This is a genomic window from Gracilibacillus orientalis, from assembly GCF_900114645.1.
GTDB lineage: Bacteria > Bacillota > Bacilli > Bacillales > Amphibacillaceae > Gracilibacillus > Gracilibacillus orientalis.
In genome coordinates, this window is record NZ_FOTR01000001.1 from 754516 (window position 1) to 774496 (window position 19981).

Here is a 19981-nt window from a genome sequence, read left to right on the forward strand (position 1 = left end):
TGAGAATTTCATATAAAATCATCCAAAAAAGGGGAGCATAATTGCTCCCCTTTACCTTTAATAAAGTAGTCTAGCTTATTGTTGATATTTCACTCTGAATTTAAATTTCAATCACATAAGATTCTGTTCCTTTATCTAAATGCACCGTCTTATAACCTACAATTTCAACCGTGCACTCACCTTCTATACCAGAAAGCTCGACATGAAACTGATTACTCTGACGCTTGACATGTACACTGCCAACTTCTACACCATGTTGGTTATATAATGTTCGTGTTGCACTAGCCCCATCTGCTATCTCGTAAACTTTCAATCTAATATCCTGGTTATAGTTATAAACCGGGGACTCCTCATTAAAGCCGATTGGTAAGATCGTATTTTCTCTTACAAACAGTGGCAGGCTGAAGTAGTCATATGGTTGTTTGATCCATGTACTACCTTCAACAACTTCCCCTGTTAAAAGATGTGTCCATCTTCCCTTAGGTAAGTAGAAAGAGCCAATCCCTTCCTCATTAAAAATCGGTGCAACAAGAATCGAATCGCCCAACATATACTGTCTGTCTAACGTCTCACATAATGGATCATTATGAAAGTCCAACACCATCGAACGCATAACCGGAACACCTGTCTTGCTGTTTTCGACAGCTTGACCATACAGATATGGCATTAAACTGTTTTTCAGTTTGGTAAAATAACGTGCAACATCCACAGCTTCCTCATCAAAATTCCATGGTACACGATAGGAAGAACTTCCGTGAAAACGACTGTGGCTTGATAATAAACCAAAAGCCGTCCAACGTTTGAAGACATCTGGTGTTGCAGTATTCTCAAAGCCACCAATATCATGGCTCCAGTAACCAAATCCACATGATGTTAAGGACAAACCGCCACGAAGACTTTCCGCCATTGCGTCATAGGTTGAATCACAGTCACCGCCCCAGTGGACAGGGAATTTCTGACCGCCTGTTGTTGCTGAACGTGCGAAGACAACTGCTTCTTGTTCACCCTTTTCTTCCTTTAAGAGATCGAATACGACTTCATTGAATATATAGGAATAATAGTTGTGCATCTTCTGTGGATCTGATCCGTCATGATAAACAACATCTGTCGGAATGCGCTCACCAAAGTCGGTTTTAAAGGAATCCACACCCATATCTAGTAACGCTTTTAATTTCTCTTGATACCATTTGCATGCCTCAGGATTGGTGAAATCGACAATCCCCATTCCGGCCTGCCATAGATCCCACTGCCATACATCTCCATTTGGCTTTTTTATTAAGTAGCCTTTTTCCATTCCTTCATCAAAAAGGACTGACTTTTGCGCAATATATGGATTAATCCAAACGCAAATCTTTAAGCCTTTATCTTTCAAACGTTTTAACATACCTTCTGGATCTGGGAAGTTACGGCGATCCCAAATAAAATTGCTCCATTCAAATTCCTTCATCCAGAAACAATCAAAATGGAAGACACTTAACGGGATACCACGGTCTGCCATGCCATCGACAAAATGGTTGACTGTCTCTTCATTATAATCTGTTGTGAACGATGTCGATAACCATAAACCAAATGACCATGCAGGCGGTAGTGCGGGCTTCCCTGTTAATTCAGTATAACGGCTTACTACATCTTTGGGTGTCGGACCATTGATAAAGTAATAATCTAAATATTCGCCCTCTACACTAAATTGGGAACGTGCTACCGTTTCAGAACCTAATTCAAAACTTACTTCTTCCGGATGATTTACGAAAATACCATAACCTTTACTGCTTAAATAAAAAGGAATATTTTTATAAGATTGTTCCGAGCTTGTACCACCATCTTTATTCCAAACATCGACGGTTTGCCCATTTTTTACAAATGGTGTAAAACGCTCTCCCAAACCATAGAGATGCTCTCCTACGCCAAGTCGTAATTGCCCACGCATATATGTTGTATCTTCTGGAGCCTCGATCCAGGATAAACCTTTTCCATCTGCATCGGTTAAACGTCCATTTTCATTATCAAATGCTAATGAAAAGTCTTGTTTTGAAATAGATAACGATAAAGTCCCACTTTGGAATGTTACTTTCTCTTCATGGTCTGTTACTTCAACTGCTTTCGCTTGTTCGATCACATCAAAATTTGGATACTTTGTTTTGCCGCCTTTAAAATGCCATGTTTGGACACGGATCACATCTTCGAGAGGTGAAGAAATGTTAATCGTTAGTATCGGTCCATCTAGTGTATCCCCGCGATGATTAAGATATTTACAAGGTGCATACAAAGTGAGCGTACCATCTTGCTCTTCTACTTCATGAACTATTCTCGGAAAGTGTATTTGATAACCTTCTCGCACGAGCCAATTGCCATTTGTGAATTTCATTTTTCCATCTCCTTTATCTTTATTTTATTTAACTGCTCCATCTGAGATTCCGTTGATAATATATTTCTGCAGAATCACATACAAAATAATGATTGGAATGATCGCTAACACTAATGCCGCTAAGGCTAAATGCCATTGCGTTGAATATTCGCCAAAAAAGTAAAAAGTCTTTAATGGAATAGTGTACATTCCTTCCTTATTGATGACGATTGATGGTAATAGGTAATCGTTCCAAAACCAGATGGCATTTAAAACAATGACAGTTACAGTAGTCGGCTTCAACATTGGTAGAATAATATACCAATAGACTTGCAGACGATTACAACCATCGATAATTGCAGCTTCATCCAGTGCTCTCGGGATACCTTTCATAGCACCTACATATAGAAACACCGCCATACTGGAACCCAATCCTAAATACATGATAGCTATTCCTGTTCGATTTAACATATCGACTGCACCAAACAAGGAAACTAAAGGAATCATAATTGATTGAAACGGTATGAGCATACAAATCGCAAACAAAAAGTATATGCCTGAACTCGTTTTACTTGGATTCCTGGATAGTGCATAGCCAGCCATAGAAGTAAACATGACGATAATCAAAATACTTCCTCCGGTTACCAGAAAAGAGTTCATAAAACTTTGGATAAAATCCAACTCCATAAATGCGGTTGGATAATTTTCAAGTGTTGGTATCTGCGGCAATCCTAATGTACTATTAAAAATATCTGCTTTGGTTTTAAAAGAATTGACAATTACTAAATAGAAAGGATATATCCATATTAAAGAGACGATCAAACCAATTAGGATCATACTATATTTGTGTATACGTATTTTATTCTTCATAGTTCTGTCTCCCTCTTTCTAGTAATGTATAGCTGTAGAACCGAAATAAATGTAATAATAATAAGAAATAGAATCGCCTTTGCTTGTGCATATCCCATCTCTTGCACTTTAAATGCTGTATTATAGATGTTCATCGTAACCATTTCCGTAGAGCCAAATGGTCCACCAGATGTCAATGCCATGTTCTGGTCATATACTTTAAATGCGTTCGATAAAGTTAAAAATAAACTGATTGTAAAGGCAGGTGCTATCATCGGGAACTTAACTTTCCAAAAACTTTGCCAAATATTAGCTCCATCAATCGTTGCTGCTTCCATCAGTTCTTTCGGCACATTATTGAGGAAGGATACATAAATCACCATAATATAACCGCTCATTTGCCATACAAAGAGAATAACAAGTCCCCAGAAGCCAGTCTCCGTATCAGATAACCACCCACGGAAAATATCCAATCCTGTCAAATCTGCTATACCGGTAAATGCTTTTAGAAAAATAAACTGCCAAATAAAACCTAAAATAATCCCACCAATTAAATTCGGCATAAAGTAAACTGTCCGAAACAATGTACTTATTCTTCCTAGTTTCTGCGTAACTAACATCGCTAATGACAGACCAATTACATTAATCCCAATAACAGATGCAATAGAGAATCCAGCGGTAAACCATAAGCTGTAAACAAATTGATCATCGCTAAATAGGTTCTTATAATTATCCAAACCAACAAATGCACTCACTTCAAACCCATTATATTGAGTAAATGAATAGTAAATACCTTGGCCAAAAGGTATGATTAAAACCAGTAATAAAGCCAGTAATGTCGGAAACAAAAATAACCAATACGTGCGCTTGCTAAAATTCACTTACTCCACATCCTTTCCAAGTTCAGAGTGGAGCCATTGCGGTAACTCCACTCTTCACATGATTTAGCGCATTTCTTTAAATTTCTCCGCTGCTACTTTTTCAAATTCTTCCCATGTAATTTTTTCACCTAGATATTTCTGGAATTCAGGAAATAAGGCTGTTGAGAAAAACCCATCAGGATATTGGTTGTGCGCCCATACTCTTCCTTTATCATCTAGTAACATTTCATATACTTCTTTAGATACCGGATCTGTAATAGATTCTATATCATAGCCTTCATGTGCAGGAACATATTTAAAATCAGTGACAATGAGTTCTTTTCCTTTTTCAGATGTATACATCCAATCAATGAATTTCTTGGATTCTTCTACTACTTCATCATCTTTCTCTTTATTAATTCCCCAGAACCATGATGGCCCCGCACTAATGTAGCCTTCATCATCAGAATCTGTGAACAATGGTAAAATACCAAGCTTTTCCTGTGTGAATGTTTCATCAATACTATTTAATGACGGAACAATCCAGTTACCTTGATGAATGATAGCTGTACGATCATTCGCAAACAATTCTTCTACCGATGTACCATAGTCTAAAGAAAGAATCGGCTGATAATTATATTGATTAATTAAATCTGTATACTCTTTCATACGCTCGCCATACTCAAATTGTAATTCGTCTGCCTCATATGCAACATTCACATCATTATCGAATTCTGGTGCAGTAAAGTGATTAGAAAATTGACTAACTACCCAATCTTCCATTGCACTAAAGGCAAACACTGAATCAATACCTAATTCTTCTTTTTGAGAGTCGATTGTTTCTACCGCTTCAACAAATTTGTCATAACTATCAATTGTACTCGGATCGACCCCAGCTCTTTCAAAAATATCCTTATTAATCATCCAGCCAAACCCTTCAATGTTTAAAGGAATACCGTATGGAGTTCCATCAAGGGTAGCACCTTGTAATGTACCGTCAATTGCCGTTTTCGCACTTTCCATATCAGAAACATCCAATAAGTATTCACTATATTTTTCTGTATCAGATAGACCACCTAGTAAGAAGATAGAAGGTTCATCTCCAGATGAGAATTTAGCCTGTAATGCAGAAGAAGCATCCTGTCCTCCACCTACCGTTGTGACATTAATATTGACATGCTCATTCTCACTTTCATAATCCTCTATCAGTGAATCTAATTGATCTGTTGTTTCTACTTTAATATTAAATAATTCAACAGTTACTTCATCTTCCCCTTGTTCATTATCTGACGAACTATCATCACTTTCATCAGAACAAGCAGCTAACACCATCATCGTTACTAATGCTATAACACCAATCCATAATTTTTTGATATTCATTATTATCCTCCTCAAGATATCTTTCTTTGATAACCCTTTCATTTTTGACGCATTTTGCTGTGAGCCTCGAATAACTTCTGTCATATCATCGTTTAAAAAAGCTACGTATGCCCTTTCATTATGTTATAAAGCAAACCACCTCTGTTATCTGATGTACGTACATCATCCAAGCTAAAAAATAATAATAAATACCGCTGAGTTTATTGGATAAATGTTGATGTACGTACATCATATTGAGCAAAAGTTAGTATCTTTTACTGATTATATCATAACCAATACCGTGATGTACGTCAATCACTTTTTGTATTTTTTAAATAATATTTAGCATTCGCTCTTGTTACAATTTCTAATTTTACGATGTGATTATCTAACTCCGTTACATTCTCATCAAGAAAATATTTAGTCAATTTTTTTAGCGTGATAGCTGCTTGCGCCATAGGATCCTGACAAATGGTTGCAGTGATAACTCCTTTATTTATCGCATTATAAATCGTTTGGTTAATATCGTGCCCAATAATAATATGTGTTTTTTTTGAGAAGAACCAATATTTTTGCAATTCATCGATAATACCTCCTGCCACATATACCGCTTCAGATTGATTAAACAATTCTTTATGGTCGTGTAACAATTCACCGACTTGTTCTTTTTGTATATAGGCACTTTTGTTATATTTCACAATCTGGACTTTATTTTCCATCCTTTTTTCTTTAAAAAAATCTAAAAAACCGTTTTCTTTTTGTTGCATTTGAAAGGTGTTTTCTTTTTCTCTGATTAATACCATATTGGAGAGATCTTTTTGAAACAAATAAATTAATTCTCCAGCAAGATATCCAGCATCGTAATAATCACTACCAACATACGCAATACGTTGACTGTCAGGTACATCAGTGTTGATCGTAAAAACCGGAATATTTTTATCCATTGCCTTGTTAATAACCGATTCAGTTGGTTTAGCGTCATGAGGTGCTATCACAAAAGCCTGGTATTTGTCTTGCTCGATAAGTTCCTCCATATAGTCCAGTTGATCATTTTGCGGAATCGTATGTATTCTATGCACATCCGTTTGAAAACCAAAATCTGCATATAGGGAAGCAGCTTCTTTTATTTCCATCTCCAATTCATTCCAAAAATAATCTGGAAAAACAGGTAAAATAAATGCAACACGTACAACTTTTTGGGTTGATAAAAATTTTGCAGCTCTATTTGGTTGATATCCAAGTTCTTTCGCTTTTTGCTTCACTATGTGAATGTTCTTTTCACTTACTCCTTTGCGATTATTCAACACACGATCTACCGTGGCTGTTGAAATTCCTAATTCTTCTGCTATCATCTTTGCAGTTACCTTCATACACTTTCCTCCAAGTTATTTATTCTAATCGTACTTAATTATTTCATAACCTATGATGTTATTGTCAAATTTTTTAACTTTTTTTAATTAACAAATGAACACGCTGTTGTATCCGCTTTCGAAACACAGACAAAACCAACAAAACAAAAATATATAAACATTATTTTTTGACTTTATTTTTATCTGTTAGTATACTTTAAATCGAATTATGTAGATTTAAAAATGTAAGGGATTTCCCATTAAACAACTGAGAAACTAAGTGCTTGGGGGTAAAATGATGAAACGAACAATATTATGGGCACTGTTTAGTGTTTGTATCGTGCTAATTGTAACCGGATGCAATCAACAAACACATGCAGATGAGCGTGTCGTCTTGCGCTTTGCTTATGCAAGTAATGCGCAACCGGTGAAAGATGCTATGGCAAAGTTTGGCGAATTAGTAGAAGAAAAGACGAATGGACAAGTAAGTGTAACATATTTCCCTGACGGACAATTAGGTGGAGAACGCGAACTAATTGAATTAACACAAACAGGGGCAATAGATATGACAAAGGTAGGCGGATCTGCACTTGAAAGTTTTTCCGATAAGTATTCTGTCTTCGGTATCCCTTATCTTTTCGATGATATTGATCATTTTGTCCGTGTCATGGAAAATCAGGAAATAATGAAACCGATTTATCAATCTACTAAAGATTTAGGTTTTATCGGATTAACGTATTACAACTCTGGCCAGCGAAGTTTCTATTTAACGGATGGACCTGTTCAAACTCCAGAGGATATTGAAGGTAAAAAAATTCGTGTCATGGAAAGTGAAACCGCTATCCGAATGATCGAATTATTAGGTGGAACAGCGGTACCACTTGGAAGTGGAGAGGTGTTCACATCTATACAACAAGGCATTATCGATGGTGCAGAGAACAATGAATTTGCTCTTGTTACAGCTGGTCATGGAGATGTGGCTTCCTATTATTCCTATGATGAACATACACGGGTTCCAGACATTGTGATTATGAATGATAATTCTTTAGAACAACTGACCAAAGACCAACAACAAGCTATACAAGAAGCCGCTAAAGAATCGACTGAATACGAAAAAGAAGTTTGGAATGCCGCTGTGGAAGCAGAAAAAAATGAGGCAGTAGAAGAATATGATGTCGAGTTTAATGAAGTAGAGAAGGAGCCTTTTTTAGAAAAGGTGCAGCCTATTCATGAAACGTTCAAACAAGATGAGGAATTAGGCAAGATTTATCAAGCAATTCGCGATGCAAGTAATAATTCCGAAGGAGAGTAAGTGTATGAACAAAGCTTTTCGTAAATACCTTGACCGTACGATCGAAGTCATTACCTGTACTTTGCTATTGATTATGGTTATTGTCACGAGTTGGCAAGTAATCAGTCGATATATATTAAATAATCCAAGCTCATTAACAGGCGAATTCCTTCGATTTGGTTTAATCTGGTTCTCTTTATTAGCAGGTGCCTATGTTGTTGGTAAAAAAGGACATATCGCCATCACTTTTCTTAGTAACCGAATAAAAAGTGAACAGATAAAACGGATGTTGGAAATTTTCGTGCAAATCAGTTTTGCCCTCTTTGCTGTCATTATGATCATGGGAGGTTTCAAGGCTGTATCACTGACGATGGTGCAAATTTCTCCATCACTTCATTTACCGATGGGATATGTGTATTTATCCCTTCCAGTTGCGGGAATATCCATCTTTTTATATTGTTTAATTAATTTAATCGACCTAATCGGTTCAAAACCAGTACATATACAAGAAAACTCTTAAAGAAGTAGGTGACTTTGATATGGTTGCAGAAGCTAGCATTTTGTTAGTTCTTGTTTTTGCTATATTACTAGCAGTCGGCATACCGATTGTGATATGTATCGCCGTAGCATCATTGGCTACGGTTCTCTTGATGCTGCCATTGGATATTGCAGTGTTTACTGCCGGACAGAAAATGGTGTCAAGTCTGAATAGCTTTTCATTAATTGCGGTTCCTTTCTTTATTCTTTCAGGTATTATTATGAATAATGGTGGAATCGCTCATAAATTAGTAGATTTTGCAAAGCTAATAGTCGGTAGGGTTCCAGGATCTTTAGCCCATACTAATGTGGTTGGAAATGCATTGTTTGGTTCGATTTCCAGTTCTGCCATTGCAGCATCTACAGCGATTGGTGGGGTTATGGTACCACTACAGGAAAAAGAAGGTTATGATCGAAAATTTGCAGCAGCTGTCAATATCGCTTCTGCCCCGTCAGGAATGGTAATACCGCCTAGTACGGCATTCATTATCTTTTCCTTAATTAGTGGAGGCACATCGATTGCCGCATTGTTTGTGGGTGGATACGTCATCGGCATATTGTGGGCCATAACGATTATGGCAGTTGCATTTGTTATTGCTAGAAAACGAAAGTATCCAATTGTAGAAAAATCTGAAACCGCCAACATAAATAAAAAGAAAATAGTCTTAGATGCAATCCCTAGTATTCTCTTAATCTTTATTATTATCGGTGGAATTTTAACCGGTGTGTTCACAGCAATTGAAGCATCTGCTGTCTGTGTGGTTTATGCCTTATTTTTAGCACTGGTGTATTATCGAACGTTAACTATCAAGCAATTACCTGCAGTTTTAATCAAATCTGTCGAAATGTCTGGTATGGTCATGTTACTTATCGCTGCATCTTCACTTATGTCGTTTGCGATGGCTTTCACTGGGATTCCTGATGCGCTTAGTCAATTTATTCTTGGTTTATCCACTAATCCATTGATTATCTTATTGCTGATTAATATCTTCTTGTTAATTATCGGTATGTTCATGGACATTGCGCCAGCGATTCTAATATTCACACCCATTTTCTTGCCGATTGCAGAGGGAATTGGGATAGACCCGGTCCATTTTGGCATTTTCTTCATTTTAAACTTATGTGTCGGTACGATTACACCACCTGTCGGAACCGGTTTATTCGTCGGATCCATGGTAGGAAAAGAAAAGGTCGAAAATTTGATCAAACCATTAATGCCGTTCTATATCGCCATGTTTGTCCTATTGATGGTTGTTACCTATGTCCCAGAAATAAGTTTATTCCTTCCTAACTTGTTAGGGTTATAATGCAGAAAAAAGGCTGACAGGATTTTTTCTGTCAGCCTTTTTTAATGTGGAAAGAAAGTATAAATCGGAAAAGCTGTCTTCGAGATTGCCTGTTTTTCTTATGCTTCTTCTAGTTAACATTGCTCCTAAACGAGATCACATGCTTCTGCTGGCATCCAATGTTCATCTTCACCATGCCATTTCACGTTACAACCGAGTGGGTTAGTTAATGGTGTTGAAATCTCTTTACCTGCCAAATGTTCAGAAAGCGCATTTTGCAAATCATTTACCGTTGCTTTTTCAGACTCACGTGGATCATCAAGGCCACGACCAGTATAAATCAACTCACGATTTTGATTGAATACGTAAAAATGTGGTGTACGCAAAGCACCATATGCCTTGGCTACATCCTGCGACTCATCATGTAAATATACCCACGGATATTTCTCCTCTTCCATCTGTTCCACCATTACTTCAAAGGAATCATCTGGTTTGGTATTTACACTATTAGAGTTGATCCCCACAAACTTTACACCTTGATCCACATATTTTTCAGCGGTCGCTCGTGTCACTTCATTCGATCCAACAACAAATGGACAATGATTGCAAGTGAAGAAAACGACTAAAACATTTGCATCATGAAAATCTGCTAAGCTATACGACTTACCTTCAGTTGCAGGAAGCATAAAATCTGGTGCCTTCTGACCCAATTCCAACGTAAAAGCCATAAAAAAACTCCTCCTTATCATACGATATTTATGAAAACGGTATCAAAAGGAAGAGATAGATTCAAAGATAATGCTCAACTAACATGAGAAAGGCAAAGTCTTCTGAAACCAGAATCAAAAAAAAGTAATCTAGCAAGTTAACAGAACAGTCCTAATTCTTATTAGGTTTAGCGCAAATCATGTATACAATACCTGACCAATATGTTTCGATATTTATAAGCTGTAGATCTGATTTTTCAACTATCTTCAAGATATCTCGATTACAGTGACAGCCAGATATTTTTGTGAATAACGGATCTAAAATCTTCTGTGAATAGGATAAAAAAAGGTTTGAACTAAGTCCGTGTTCCATTAATAACACGATGCCATCTTCTCGGCACCAGTCATTAAATTTATTCATTAACTCATGGGGCTTTGCATAACTGCATAGTGAAAGGGTTGATACAATACAATCATAGGAGTTTGGTGCCAATGTTAAATGATCAACGTCTTCTTGCAGAAACTCTGCACGGAAATGGTAATCAGATGCAGCCTGTTTCGCACTCTTTATCATCTCTGAGCTAAAATCTACTCCTGTGACTTGAACAGTTTCTTCAGTGTAGTAAGGGAAATTTGCTCCTGCTCCAACTCCAACCTCTAAAACATTGCCATATGCCTTATTTATTAGTTTCTTTCTCCACGTTGACAGTGTTGAATGATTGCGATTTTTTTCATACACCTTCACCTGCTTATCATACTTTTTGATCAGCTTTTCTTTTTTCATCCTTCCACCTCCATTAAATTTCTTACTATTGAAATTTGTTGTTTATCTTGCGACAAATCTTTAGTGAGGGTTCTCGGATTTATTGATTATCTTCATTTATACAACAAATCTTTGTCAATTACACTTAGATTTGGTAATTATCTTCATTTTTAAGACAAATCTTTATGAATGGCACTTAGATTTGGTAATTAAAATTATGTCAGCTCTTTGTAGATTGTAAAACGTTCAGCTCCCCATCGCACTAGGAGCTTGAACCTCCATATATACTTTATGATTTTGCTTCATTTAAAAATCAGTCCATACGATAACATTATTCTTTCACCCAAAAAATAATCATTACTTCATATTCCAATATGAGAAAATCCACTATTTGGGATTTATTGTTAGAATTTTTTACACTCAAAGGCTTCGTTCGTGGTAAAATATTCTATTATAAGGTAAATATATGGTAAAATGATTATTTTAAGAAATCGTTTTCATGTTATGGTTAAAGTATTACTTGCGAAGGGAGGGTTGATATTTTATCGCATCGGTGTCAGTCCTAAACTTCATTAAAAACTTTTAAAAAAGGACGTGGGAAAAGTGAAAAAGAATTTGCTTAAATGGATGTCTTTCAGTCTTTTCGTTACTCTATTATTATGCTTGTCGTTTCAATCTGTATCTGCGAGTACTCCTGATTTCAACATGACAGGTTTTGCCACTCAAAACGGTGGTACAACGGGTGGTGCTGATGGAGATACCGTAACGGTACAAACTGGAGACGAGCTTGTCCAAGTATTAAAAGATAAAGACGATGCTACTCCTTTAACTATTTATGTAGACGGTACAATTACACCTGACAATACGCCTGACAGCAAAATCAATATTAAAGATGTATCAGATGTTTCTATCTTAGGTGTGGGTACAAATGCTGAATTTGACGGAATAGGTATTAAAGTGTGGCGAGCAGATAACGTTATCATCCGAAATCTCACGATTCATGAAGTACGCACTGGTGACAAGGATGCCATTAGCATTGAAGGACCATCGAGTAACATTTGGGTTGATCATAATGAACTTTATGCAAGCTTGAATGTGGACAAAGATTATTATGATGGTTTATTTGATGTAAAACGAGATGCATATAATATCACATTCTCATGGAATTATGTCCATGATGGCTGGAAAGCTATGTTAATGGGGTCATCAGATAGTGACAGCGACGATCGAAACATCACGTTCCATCATAATTATTTTCAAGATTTAAATTCACGCGTTCCTAGCTTCCGTCATGGTGAAGGTCACTTGTATAATAATTATTTTGAAGGAATTATTGATACAGGGATTAATGCCAGAATGGGTGCTGAATTACTTGTAGAGAATAACGTATTTGAAAATTCAAATGATCCCCTTGGTGCTTGGTATAGCAGTTCACCAGGCTATTGGAATGTTTCTAACAACTTATATATAAACAGCACTGGCAGCCAACCAACGACATCTACAACTAATTATACTGTTCCATATAATTATACACTCACACCTGTTGAAGATGTAAAAGCAGCTGTTACACAATATGCTGGAGTTGGAGTAGTTCAGCCTTAATTAATGAGGAGAGTGTCACATTATAGTGGCACTCCCCTTTTTTATATGTAACAAAAATGGAAATAAAAAGTTGCTTCATTTGGTATAATTAAATTGTAGTTTCTCTTATAAAGTGAGACTTCCATCAGTAGGGATTTTATGGACGATTAACACCGAATAAAAGCACACAAGTCACAAATACCTATAAAATTCTTTCAATTAACTAGTCAAAAGATCTATTAAGTTATATAATGTAGGTATAATGAACTGTTATTTTAACACAACTATGTCAGTTAGGATTCAAAATTCAAGCACCAGCTAACCTTAACTTAAATCAAACACATATGTGATAGTGCCCTCAGTACATTTCAAATGTTTATAAGTAGTTTTTCCTAATAATACTCGATTGGGAAATATTTTATCTCTTTTATATTTATTTGTGTGTGATCTAATGAATAAAATAAAGTAGATGTGAAAATACTAAACAAGACAAATAGTAAATATAATTTTATGGGATGTTTTTATGCAAAATAAGAATAAACAGGATTATTCCTATTACTATTTGTAATAATTTGCTTTTTCCTGCATTTTTTAACAAAATAAGAAGATAATAATCTAAAGAAAGGATTAACTATGGATAAATTGAATATAGGCAAACAATTAAGGTCATTAAGGAAATCTTTAAATTTAACAACTCAGGAAGTAGCCAATCGCGTAAACATCTCTCAATCATATATCAGTCGATTCGAAAATAACCGTTCCGTCCCGGATGTTGATATGTTATCCAAAATATTAAAAGCTCTTGGTACGGATATGGCATCCTTTTTTTCTTATGCGGAAGATAATCAAAGCATTCCTGAAGATTTAGCTCAACTTATTGAAATGAGTAAACAATTAACACCTGAGGAAAGAATCAAGTTAACAGAGTTCCTTAACGTTTTAAAAAGGAACACATAGAAGTAACCGTTCTCTAGCATGATGAACGATTACTTCTTTTTCTTTAGGAAGCAATTAGCCTCGCGATTTATGAAACATCTCCTAAAACTTTCTCCCATCTTCAAAACATTATTAAATAATAAATCCCCATCCAATAACAGATGGGGATTATGAGCCATTACATATTCCGAAATCCTTTAGGCGTACATCCAACAACTTTTTTAAATTGAACAGTAAAATAACTTTGACTATCAAATCCACACAAATGAGCTATATCAATAAACAAATAATCTGAATGGGTGATAAGATGTTTCGCTTTTTTTATACGCTCTTCCAAAATATAGCTTTGAATGTTCTTATTTGTTTCGCGTTTAAACAATGCTGATAAGTAGTTTGGGTGTCTGCCACAATGTAATGCCAAATCATCCAACGTAATGTTTTCAGATAAATGTTCCTGGACATAATTAACAATCATCCATGATGTTTTGCTCAACCCTTCGACTCTACTCTGCTTTATTTTTCTTATAAAAATCAATAATACCTTCGTCTCTAATTCAAGAAACGCTTCTTGATCAATAGGAGTGAGTCGATTCTCCAGATTCTTCACTGTATTAGCCATTAATAAAACCATTTCTTTAGGATTACATCCTGCCTCTATCGCTGCACGTGTTAAATTTGATACTAAAACTATTAAATTATTTCTCAGATTTCTATTTTTCGATGTTGCTAATGTTTGAACAAAGTTCTCTCGATCATTTTTAAAAAGTTCCAACGAGCGCATATCTCCGTTTCTAAATAACCTCAAAAATTCTGCTTCTGTTTCGAAACAATAGTGTGTATTATCAGATACTAAGTACTCGTGCTGCAGGTCATTAATTTCTGGTGTAAGTCTTTTTGGATTAGAAATATCGCTTGTGTTTTTCATTTAAGCAGTCCCTTCTACTTGATGTAAAATTAACCGTGATTATCATGCTACTTAAACTTTTTCTACCTGAGAAACTTTTTGAAAATAATAGTGATAGCTCGAAATATAATGTTTTATATCGTCAATTCTGGTACGAAAAGAGTGATCCCTTGTAAAGAAGCTGCCATTAATTTTATTTGGATATTCCATATACATAGCTATCTCAGGAAAGAAATACCCATTTAATTGGTGCTCTGCCCGCTTATTTATCGTTTTAAAGATATATTCTATTGGATATTTGTCTAATAAATACTCCTTTCTTAATGCCCTAATCCGTTGAATCATTTGGTCCGTTGCCATTAATAACTCTAAAAACTGAGGACAGGTTGTATCTCTGTTAAAAATATAATCTAATTTATAAGTTGCATTTTTTAATCCAAATTCAAAATATCGATCTTCCAATTTATATTTTGTTATTTCATCAGCACAATAGCTTAACCAATGGTCTGCATTCTTCCATCGTTCGTTTTTTATAAAGTTATCAAAGGATAAAGATGCTGTCTTTAACCATTTGTTGTCACTATACAACTCATACAGTCGCAGTAACGAAAAAACGGCCACACTGTCATAATAAGCTCTGCTATGTATTTCTTTTACACTCAAATCCTTGGCATTGAGAATATGTGTGAATTGTCCATTATTATGTTGCATAGTAAGAATACCGTTTCCTAATGAAATTGCTATGTCCATGTAAGAATCATCATGAAATACTTCCGCATATTTGGTAATTGCCAGAATAGATACACCGAGTGTTCCCAATTTAATTTCATTATTATTTTGCTTATCCACAACATATGAGACTTTACCGTATTCAGGATGTTTTCTAGTAATAATTGCTTGATTGATTAGATAATTTAATGCTCGTTTAATGGACTTTTCAAGCATTGGGTTTTTAGTCACAGTATAAGCTTCCATTAATGAATATATTGTACTGGCATGGCGCAACATATTGTACCAACTAACACCATGGTGAAGATGACTATAATACTCATAAATAAATTCACCTGTTGGTTTAACTTGATTAGCTAAGAAATGGGAAGCGCTATTTATCATTTGATAAACAATTTCCTCATCAACTTCCTCTACTATTCTTCTACCATTATCCAAACCACCTGAATGCAATGGATAAACATTATTTTTATCACAAAAATAACTTATTGTATCAAACACTACGACTTCATTTATACTTGCTTCGCGAATTGGATATTGGATATCTCTGTATGACTGTAAATAATAATTAATATTATTCATTGAAAATGTGCCGTCTTTCATAAATGCATTGGCAAGGAATTCTTGCTCTAAAAAAGCTAGATTGAATTGTCTATCGAATGATACTCCTTTGCGAAAGTAATTATTTTTCGTATTATTATATTCTTTGAAAAACTCTTTTTTTGATAATACTTTCATATTTATTACTAAATCTACTTTGATCCATATGGGCCTTATTCTTTTTTTATTAATATACGCTAAGCTCTTTGTTTCAGCATTCTTCCATGATGTTTCCAGAGAATTCCCTATACCTATCGAAACTGAAGCTCTTGTGTTACCATCAGAAACTGATAAAAAAATGATATATTTCATATTTTGACCAAATACAGAAGTATTGCTTTTCGCAGCCTGTTCTTTGTAAGCGAAATGTTTGTTTTTTACATGGACTAAGTGTGGAATGTATCTTTCTAAACTATTCAAAACAATACCACCTTCTTCATATGGAGTAGATAGATTGATAAATTGTTTATTAACCCATTCATTTTTAATTAGTTTAGCGCTTACATGCGGTTTTCAGTATGAAACTTCTGCTAAACTCTTTTTATCCTTTTGTTTGAAGGATTAACTCATGTGAGAGTATGAAGTGTTATGAGGCACCATTTATTACTTTTGTCGAAAGTCTTATATAAATTGGTACTTTTTATGGAATATATTAGTATCTATGGACTATTTTATGATAAACGGTCATAAAATGTCAAAGATTTTATAACTATATGTACTAAACAGTCTAACCTGTAACTTCAAAGGAGTTGGCTATAAATACATTAAATAGTAGAAAAATTGCATTCCTTACGATCTAAGTTAGGCATGAGAGCACGTGAAATCGCAGGTCACGGGACCGTTTCACTACCTCCTATTAGTCGAACTGAATATAATCATGCGGAACTAGATATTAAGTTTCTAGCAACTATTTCAGAGACCTAGCTTATGCTTTCTTGAAAAATACCGACTTTAGTCTTCTTAATTCCCACAAATAATTGAAATAAAACATCCAAAATAGGAAAATAGACTAATAAAAAGTAGCAAATCGGCTCATCTCTAGTTCTTAACTATTAGATGATATTTTTAGTAGCATCCGCTAGATTATCTGAACTTATGAGATGCTGTTGAAATGTTTTATAATATTCTATATACCCAGATAGATTATGTTCCACGTCATCTATACGCGCACGAAATGAATGATGACGGATAAAAAATGCACCTGAAATTCTGTCTGGTTTTTTGTAGTACATCGCTAATTCCGGATAGAAATAACCGTTTCTCTGGTAATCAGCTCGTTTGTGTATAGTATTGATCAATTTTTGTTCGTCGAAATTTGCTAATAAATGATCTGATCCTACTTCTTTGATTCTGTCCACCATCCGGTATGCTGCCACCGTTAACTCCAAAAATGTCGGGAAAGTGGTGATACGATGATAAATAAAATTCAATCTACCTTCCGCATTTTTCAGACCAAACTCAAAGTACTGATCTTCTGGGCAATATATCGTCAATTCATTCGTACAATAGCTTAACCAATGGTCATGATGTTTCCAATAATCATTTGCAAGGAAATATTCGAAAGCCTTCTTCACCATTTGTAAGTACTTCTCACTTTTTGTCAGTTGATAGAGTCGCATTAATGCAAGTGCCGCTTCCCCGTCATAGTAGACAATCCGATACTTATCTTTAACATTTAAAGTAGGAAAGTTTAACACATGGACAAAGGAACCCTCTTCGTTTTGCATCCGACCGATACCAGCAGCTAATTTTTCCGCAATTGCTATGTGACGATCATCTTCAAACACTTCCGTGAATTTTGTGATGGCTAAAATTGCTGCGGCATTACCTCCTAGTTTTACTTCAATACCGTCGTTTATTTTTTCTAACAAAAAGGCTTCAGAATCTGATTGGTTGGCGCCGATGCAGTTATTAAGCAAGTACTGTAAACTGCGGATAATCGCAAGCCTCAACTCTTGTGTCGGAAAAAATTCATACGTCTCACACATAGAATACAGCGTACTGGCGTGACGTAATGTATTATAATGGTTTATTTTCTTATCAAAACAGGAGAAATAACCATAGGTGAACACACCTGACTGTTTAGATAAATGAACTAAATAGTCTCGTCCACCTTCTATCAACTTTTCAAGTTCCTGTTTGTCTAATGGAGTCGATCGTCTACCGTTTTCTCGTTCATCTATATGTAGCTCATAGCAATTTTCTCCTTCAATGATATAACCCTTCGTCATGAAGGTATAAACAGACTTTACATTGGAGAAATTTATTGCTTTTAATTGCGGTCTATGTTTTTTTATGTAAAAATGCAAATTTCTTTCATCGATATATCCTCGTTTACTTTTAGGATCAATTCTGATAATAGCGTTTCCGTTCAATTCCTGTTCCAAAAAGGCATGTTGAAATTGATCGTCGAAACTAATTCCATATCGAAAATAATTCTTTTTCGTCTTTGTAAGTTTTTCAGCAAACTCTACATCATTTTCTTTTTTTATGTTTTTGACAATGTCAACTTTAAGCAGTGGCTGTTCTATCGATTTAGCTTGAACATATGCTTGACCTTTGTGGTGAAGCTCTTCCCAGGCATTGCTAAATGATGTGTTTTTTTCAACTAAAACCGTGGCACGCTCACTCTTATGAGCAATTGATAAAAACAGAGTAGTATCTTCTGATTGGGATAGTGAATCTTCTTTTTCTTGGATAAATTGATGTAACTTCTCCATCTGTAAGTTATATTGCTCTTTAACATCAGCTTTCATCTTTACCATCGTACATTTCCTCCCTGTTCAGATGATCGTGATCCATAATTGTATGCACCTCTATTTAATTTTTAAAGCAAGGAGCAAATGCCGTAAATAAGCATTTGCTCCTTGACCTTAAACTATGACTGTCTACGACGGCCAAATACTCTTGCGGCAATACCAGCTAATAGAGCTGCAAGCCCTCCAGCAAAGTAAGTCCAAGTATTGGTAGCTGTATCGGGAAGTTCGTTATCATCTGTATCATTATCTGTTGATGCAGATGAATCATCTGTGTCAGAATCACTATCTGTGTCTGTGTTAGAACCACTATCACTGTCAGTGTCTGTGTCAGAATTATTATCTGTGTCAGTATCTGTATCAGAATCGCTATCTGCGTCTGCGTCTGCATCGGCGTCTGCGTCACCATCAGCAGGATCTTCAGGTACGATGACTGACTCTGAATCATTGGCATTTCCAAACTCATCTGTTGCAATGATGGTTAATTCATCTCCAGCCTCAACAGTATCTCCTGAAACAGCGAGTGTATATACACCAGCCTCACTATCGTAAGTAACTTCATCAGTTACTGTTTCTCCTTCACTATTTTCAAGAGAAACTTTAGTTAATGGTTCATCTGATTCAAATGAAATTTCATAATCAGATTCACTATCACCATCGATTGTAATACTATCTAATACTGGTGCATCTGCATCTGGTTCAGTCGGCTCATCATCTTCATCCAATACTGTGACAAATGTGGATTCACCTTCGTTTCCATCCTCATTAACCTGATACAATTCTACAACGGTACCTGCAGACAATGGCTCATCTACTTCAAGTGCGAATACTGTATTATCATTTGGAACGACTGTGGCAAATGTTTGAAATTCAGGAGCTGTAACTTCCATTTCACCAATTACCTCTCCGTTAACTACTGCATAAACAGTTGCACCTTCTAGTCCAAGACCATAGATTACATCATCGCCATCGTAAATATTATTCACTTCTGGTACATCTGGGTAGACTTCATCCGCATCAGGATCGTTTGGATCTAATGGGTCTGTTCCATTATCTACTTCGTCTCCATCGTTGACACCATCGCCATCAGAGTCAGCATTTTCTGGATCTGTACCTAAGTCTGCTTCTTC

General features: G+C 35.6%; 16 protein-coding genes. 5 read left to right on the forward strand and 11 right to left on the reverse strand.

Annotated features, from left to right (window positions below):
• Positions 1–100: 100 nt before the first annotated feature.
• The 5 genes from yicI to BM121_RS03510 form a co-directional block, all read right to left on the reverse strand.
• Positions 101–2365, reverse strand: coding sequence for an alpha-xylosidase (gene yicI, locus BM121_RS03490; protein ID WP_091481160.1), 2265 nt, complete (start codon positions 2363–2365; stop codon positions 101–103).
• Between the two features lie 24 nt (positions 2366–2389).
• Positions 2390–3214 carry a carbohydrate ABC transporter permease gene (locus BM121_RS03495; protein ID WP_091481162.1) on the reverse strand — a complete coding sequence of 275 codons (825 nt, stop codon included), beginning with the start codon at positions 3212–3214 and terminating at the stop codon, positions 2390–2392.
• Positions 3211–4074: a carbohydrate ABC transporter permease gene (locus BM121_RS03500; protein ID WP_091481165.1), complete on the reverse strand. Its 864-nt coding sequence runs from the start codon at positions 4072–4074 to the stop codon at positions 3211–3213. Before BM121_RS03500 ends, BM121_RS03495 begins: the two co-directional genes overlap by 4 nt.
• 63 nt (positions 4075–4137) lie before the next feature.
• Positions 4138–5433 (reverse strand): ABC transporter substrate-binding protein, encoded by a 1296-nt coding sequence (locus BM121_RS03505; protein WP_091481168.1) that lies wholly within the window; start codon positions 5431–5433, stop codon positions 4138–4140.
• Between the two features lie 290 nt (positions 5434–5723).
• Entirely contained in the window at positions 5724–6782 is a 1059-nt protein-coding gene (locus BM121_RS03510; protein ID WP_091481170.1) for a LacI family DNA-binding transcriptional regulator, read from the reverse strand.
• 277 nt (positions 6783–7059) lie between these two features.
• Between BM121_RS03510 and BM121_RS03515 the strand changes: the two genes are divergently transcribed.
• The 3 genes from BM121_RS03515 to BM121_RS03525 are packed head-to-tail and all read left to right on the forward strand — an operon-like array spanning position 7060 to position 9896.
• Positions 7060–8073: a TRAP transporter substrate-binding protein gene (locus tag BM121_RS03515; protein ID WP_091481173.1), complete on the forward strand. Its 1014-nt coding sequence runs from the start codon at positions 7060–7062 to the stop codon at positions 8071–8073.
• Between the two features lie 4 nt (positions 8074–8077).
• On the forward strand, positions 8078–8572 hold the full coding sequence (locus tag BM121_RS03520) for a TRAP transporter small permease (RefSeq protein ID WP_091481176.1): 495 nt from the start codon (positions 8078–8080) through the stop codon (positions 8570–8572).
• A gap of 19 nt (positions 8573–8591) precedes the next feature.
• Complete coding sequence (locus BM121_RS03525; RefSeq protein WP_091481178.1) at positions 8592–9896, forward strand: TRAP transporter large permease; 1305 nt, start codon at positions 8592–8594, stop codon at positions 9894–9896.
• 125 nt (positions 9897–10021) lie between these two features.
• On the opposite strand, the gene BM121_RS03530 is transcribed toward BM121_RS03525, so the two are convergent.
• Together BM121_RS03530 and BM121_RS03535 are read right to left on the reverse strand one after the other, a co-directional pair.
• Complete coding sequence (locus BM121_RS03530; protein ID WP_091481181.1) at positions 10022–10603, reverse strand: thioredoxin family protein; 582 nt, start codon at positions 10601–10603, stop codon at positions 10022–10024.
• A 151-nt stretch (positions 10604–10754) separates the two neighbouring features.
• Positions 10755–11366 (reverse strand): class I SAM-dependent methyltransferase, encoded by a 612-nt coding sequence (locus BM121_RS03535; protein WP_091481183.1) that lies wholly within the window; start codon positions 11364–11366, stop codon positions 10755–10757.
• Positions 11367–11972: 606 nt separating this feature from the next.
• Here BM121_RS03535 and BM121_RS03540 point away from each other — a divergent pair.
• On the forward strand, positions 11973–12947 hold the full coding sequence (locus BM121_RS03540; protein ID WP_091481270.1) for a pectate lyase family protein: 975 nt from the start codon (positions 11973–11975) through the stop codon (positions 12945–12947).
• A 612-nt stretch (positions 12948–13559) separates the two neighbouring features.
• Complete coding sequence (locus tag BM121_RS03545; RefSeq protein ID WP_091481186.1) at positions 13560–13883, forward strand: helix-turn-helix domain-containing protein; 324 nt, start codon at positions 13560–13562, stop codon at positions 13881–13883.
• A 157-nt stretch (positions 13884–14040) separates the two neighbouring features.
• On the opposite strand, the gene BM121_RS03550 is transcribed toward BM121_RS03545, so the two are convergent.
• The 4 genes from BM121_RS03550 to BM121_RS03565 form a co-directional block, all read right to left on the reverse strand.
• Complete coding sequence (locus tag BM121_RS03550; protein ID WP_091481188.1) at positions 14041–14787, reverse strand: helix-turn-helix domain-containing protein; 747 nt, start codon at positions 14785–14787, stop codon at positions 14041–14043.
• A 51-nt stretch (positions 14788–14838) separates the two neighbouring features.
• Positions 14839–16515 carry a hypothetical protein gene (locus BM121_RS03555; protein WP_091481191.1) on the reverse strand — a complete coding sequence of 559 codons (1677 nt, stop codon included), beginning with the start codon at positions 16513–16515 and terminating at the stop codon, positions 14839–14841.
• A gap of 632 nt (positions 16516–17147) precedes the next feature.
• Positions 17148–18860 (reverse strand): hypothetical protein, encoded by a 1713-nt coding sequence (locus tag BM121_RS03560; RefSeq protein WP_175495307.1) that lies wholly within the window; start codon positions 18858–18860, stop codon positions 17148–17150.
• Between the two features lie 113 nt (positions 18861–18973).
• Positions 18974–19981 (reverse strand): LPXTG cell wall anchor domain-containing protein (locus BM121_RS03565; RefSeq protein ID WP_139220240.1); only part of this gene is annotated, 1008 nt, incomplete at its 5' end.

Coding starts and splice junctions, on each gene's coding strand:
- yicI (WP_091481160.1), bottom strand. CDS start 2,365: ATGAAATTCACAAATGGCAATTGGCTCGTGCGAGAAGGTTATCAAATA.
- BM121_RS03495 (WP_091481162.1), bottom strand. CDS start 3,214: ATGAAGAATAAAATACGTATACACAAATATAGTATGATCCTAATTGGT.
- BM121_RS03505 (WP_091481168.1), bottom strand. CDS start 5,433: ATGAATATCAAAAAATTATGGATTGGTGTTATAGCATTAGTAACGATG.
- BM121_RS03510 (WP_091481170.1), bottom strand. CDS start 6,782: ATGAAGGTAACTGCAAAGATGATAGCAGAAGAATTAGGAATTTCAACA.
- BM121_RS03515 (WP_091481173.1), top strand. CDS start 7,060: ATGAAACGAACAATATTATGGGCACTGTTTAGTGTTTGTATCGTGCTA.
- BM121_RS03520 (WP_091481176.1), top strand. CDS start 8,078: ATGAACAAAGCTTTTCGTAAATACCTTGACCGTACGATCGAAGTCATT.
- BM121_RS03525 (WP_091481178.1), top strand. CDS start 8,592: ATGGTTGCAGAAGCTAGCATTTTGTTAGTTCTTGTTTTTGCTATATTA.
- BM121_RS03530 (WP_091481181.1), bottom strand. CDS start 10,603: ATGGCTTTTACGTTGGAATTGGGTCAGAAGGCACCAGATTTTATGCTT.
- BM121_RS03535 (WP_091481183.1), bottom strand. CDS start 11,366: ATGAAAAAAGAAAAGCTGATCAAAAAGTATGATAAGCAGGTGAAGGTG.
- BM121_RS03540 (WP_091481270.1), top strand. CDS start 11,973: ATGTCTTTCAGTCTTTTCGTTACTCTATTATTATGCTTGTCGTTTCAA.
- BM121_RS03545 (WP_091481186.1), top strand. CDS start 13,560: ATGGATAAATTGAATATAGGCAAACAATTAAGGTCATTAAGGAAATCT.
- BM121_RS03550 (WP_091481188.1), bottom strand. CDS start 14,787: ATGAAAAACACAAGCGATATTTCTAATCCAAAAAGACTTACACCAGAA.
- BM121_RS03560 (WP_175495307.1), bottom strand. CDS start 18,860: ATGGTAAAGATGAAAGCTGATGTTAAAGAGCAATATAACTTACAGATG.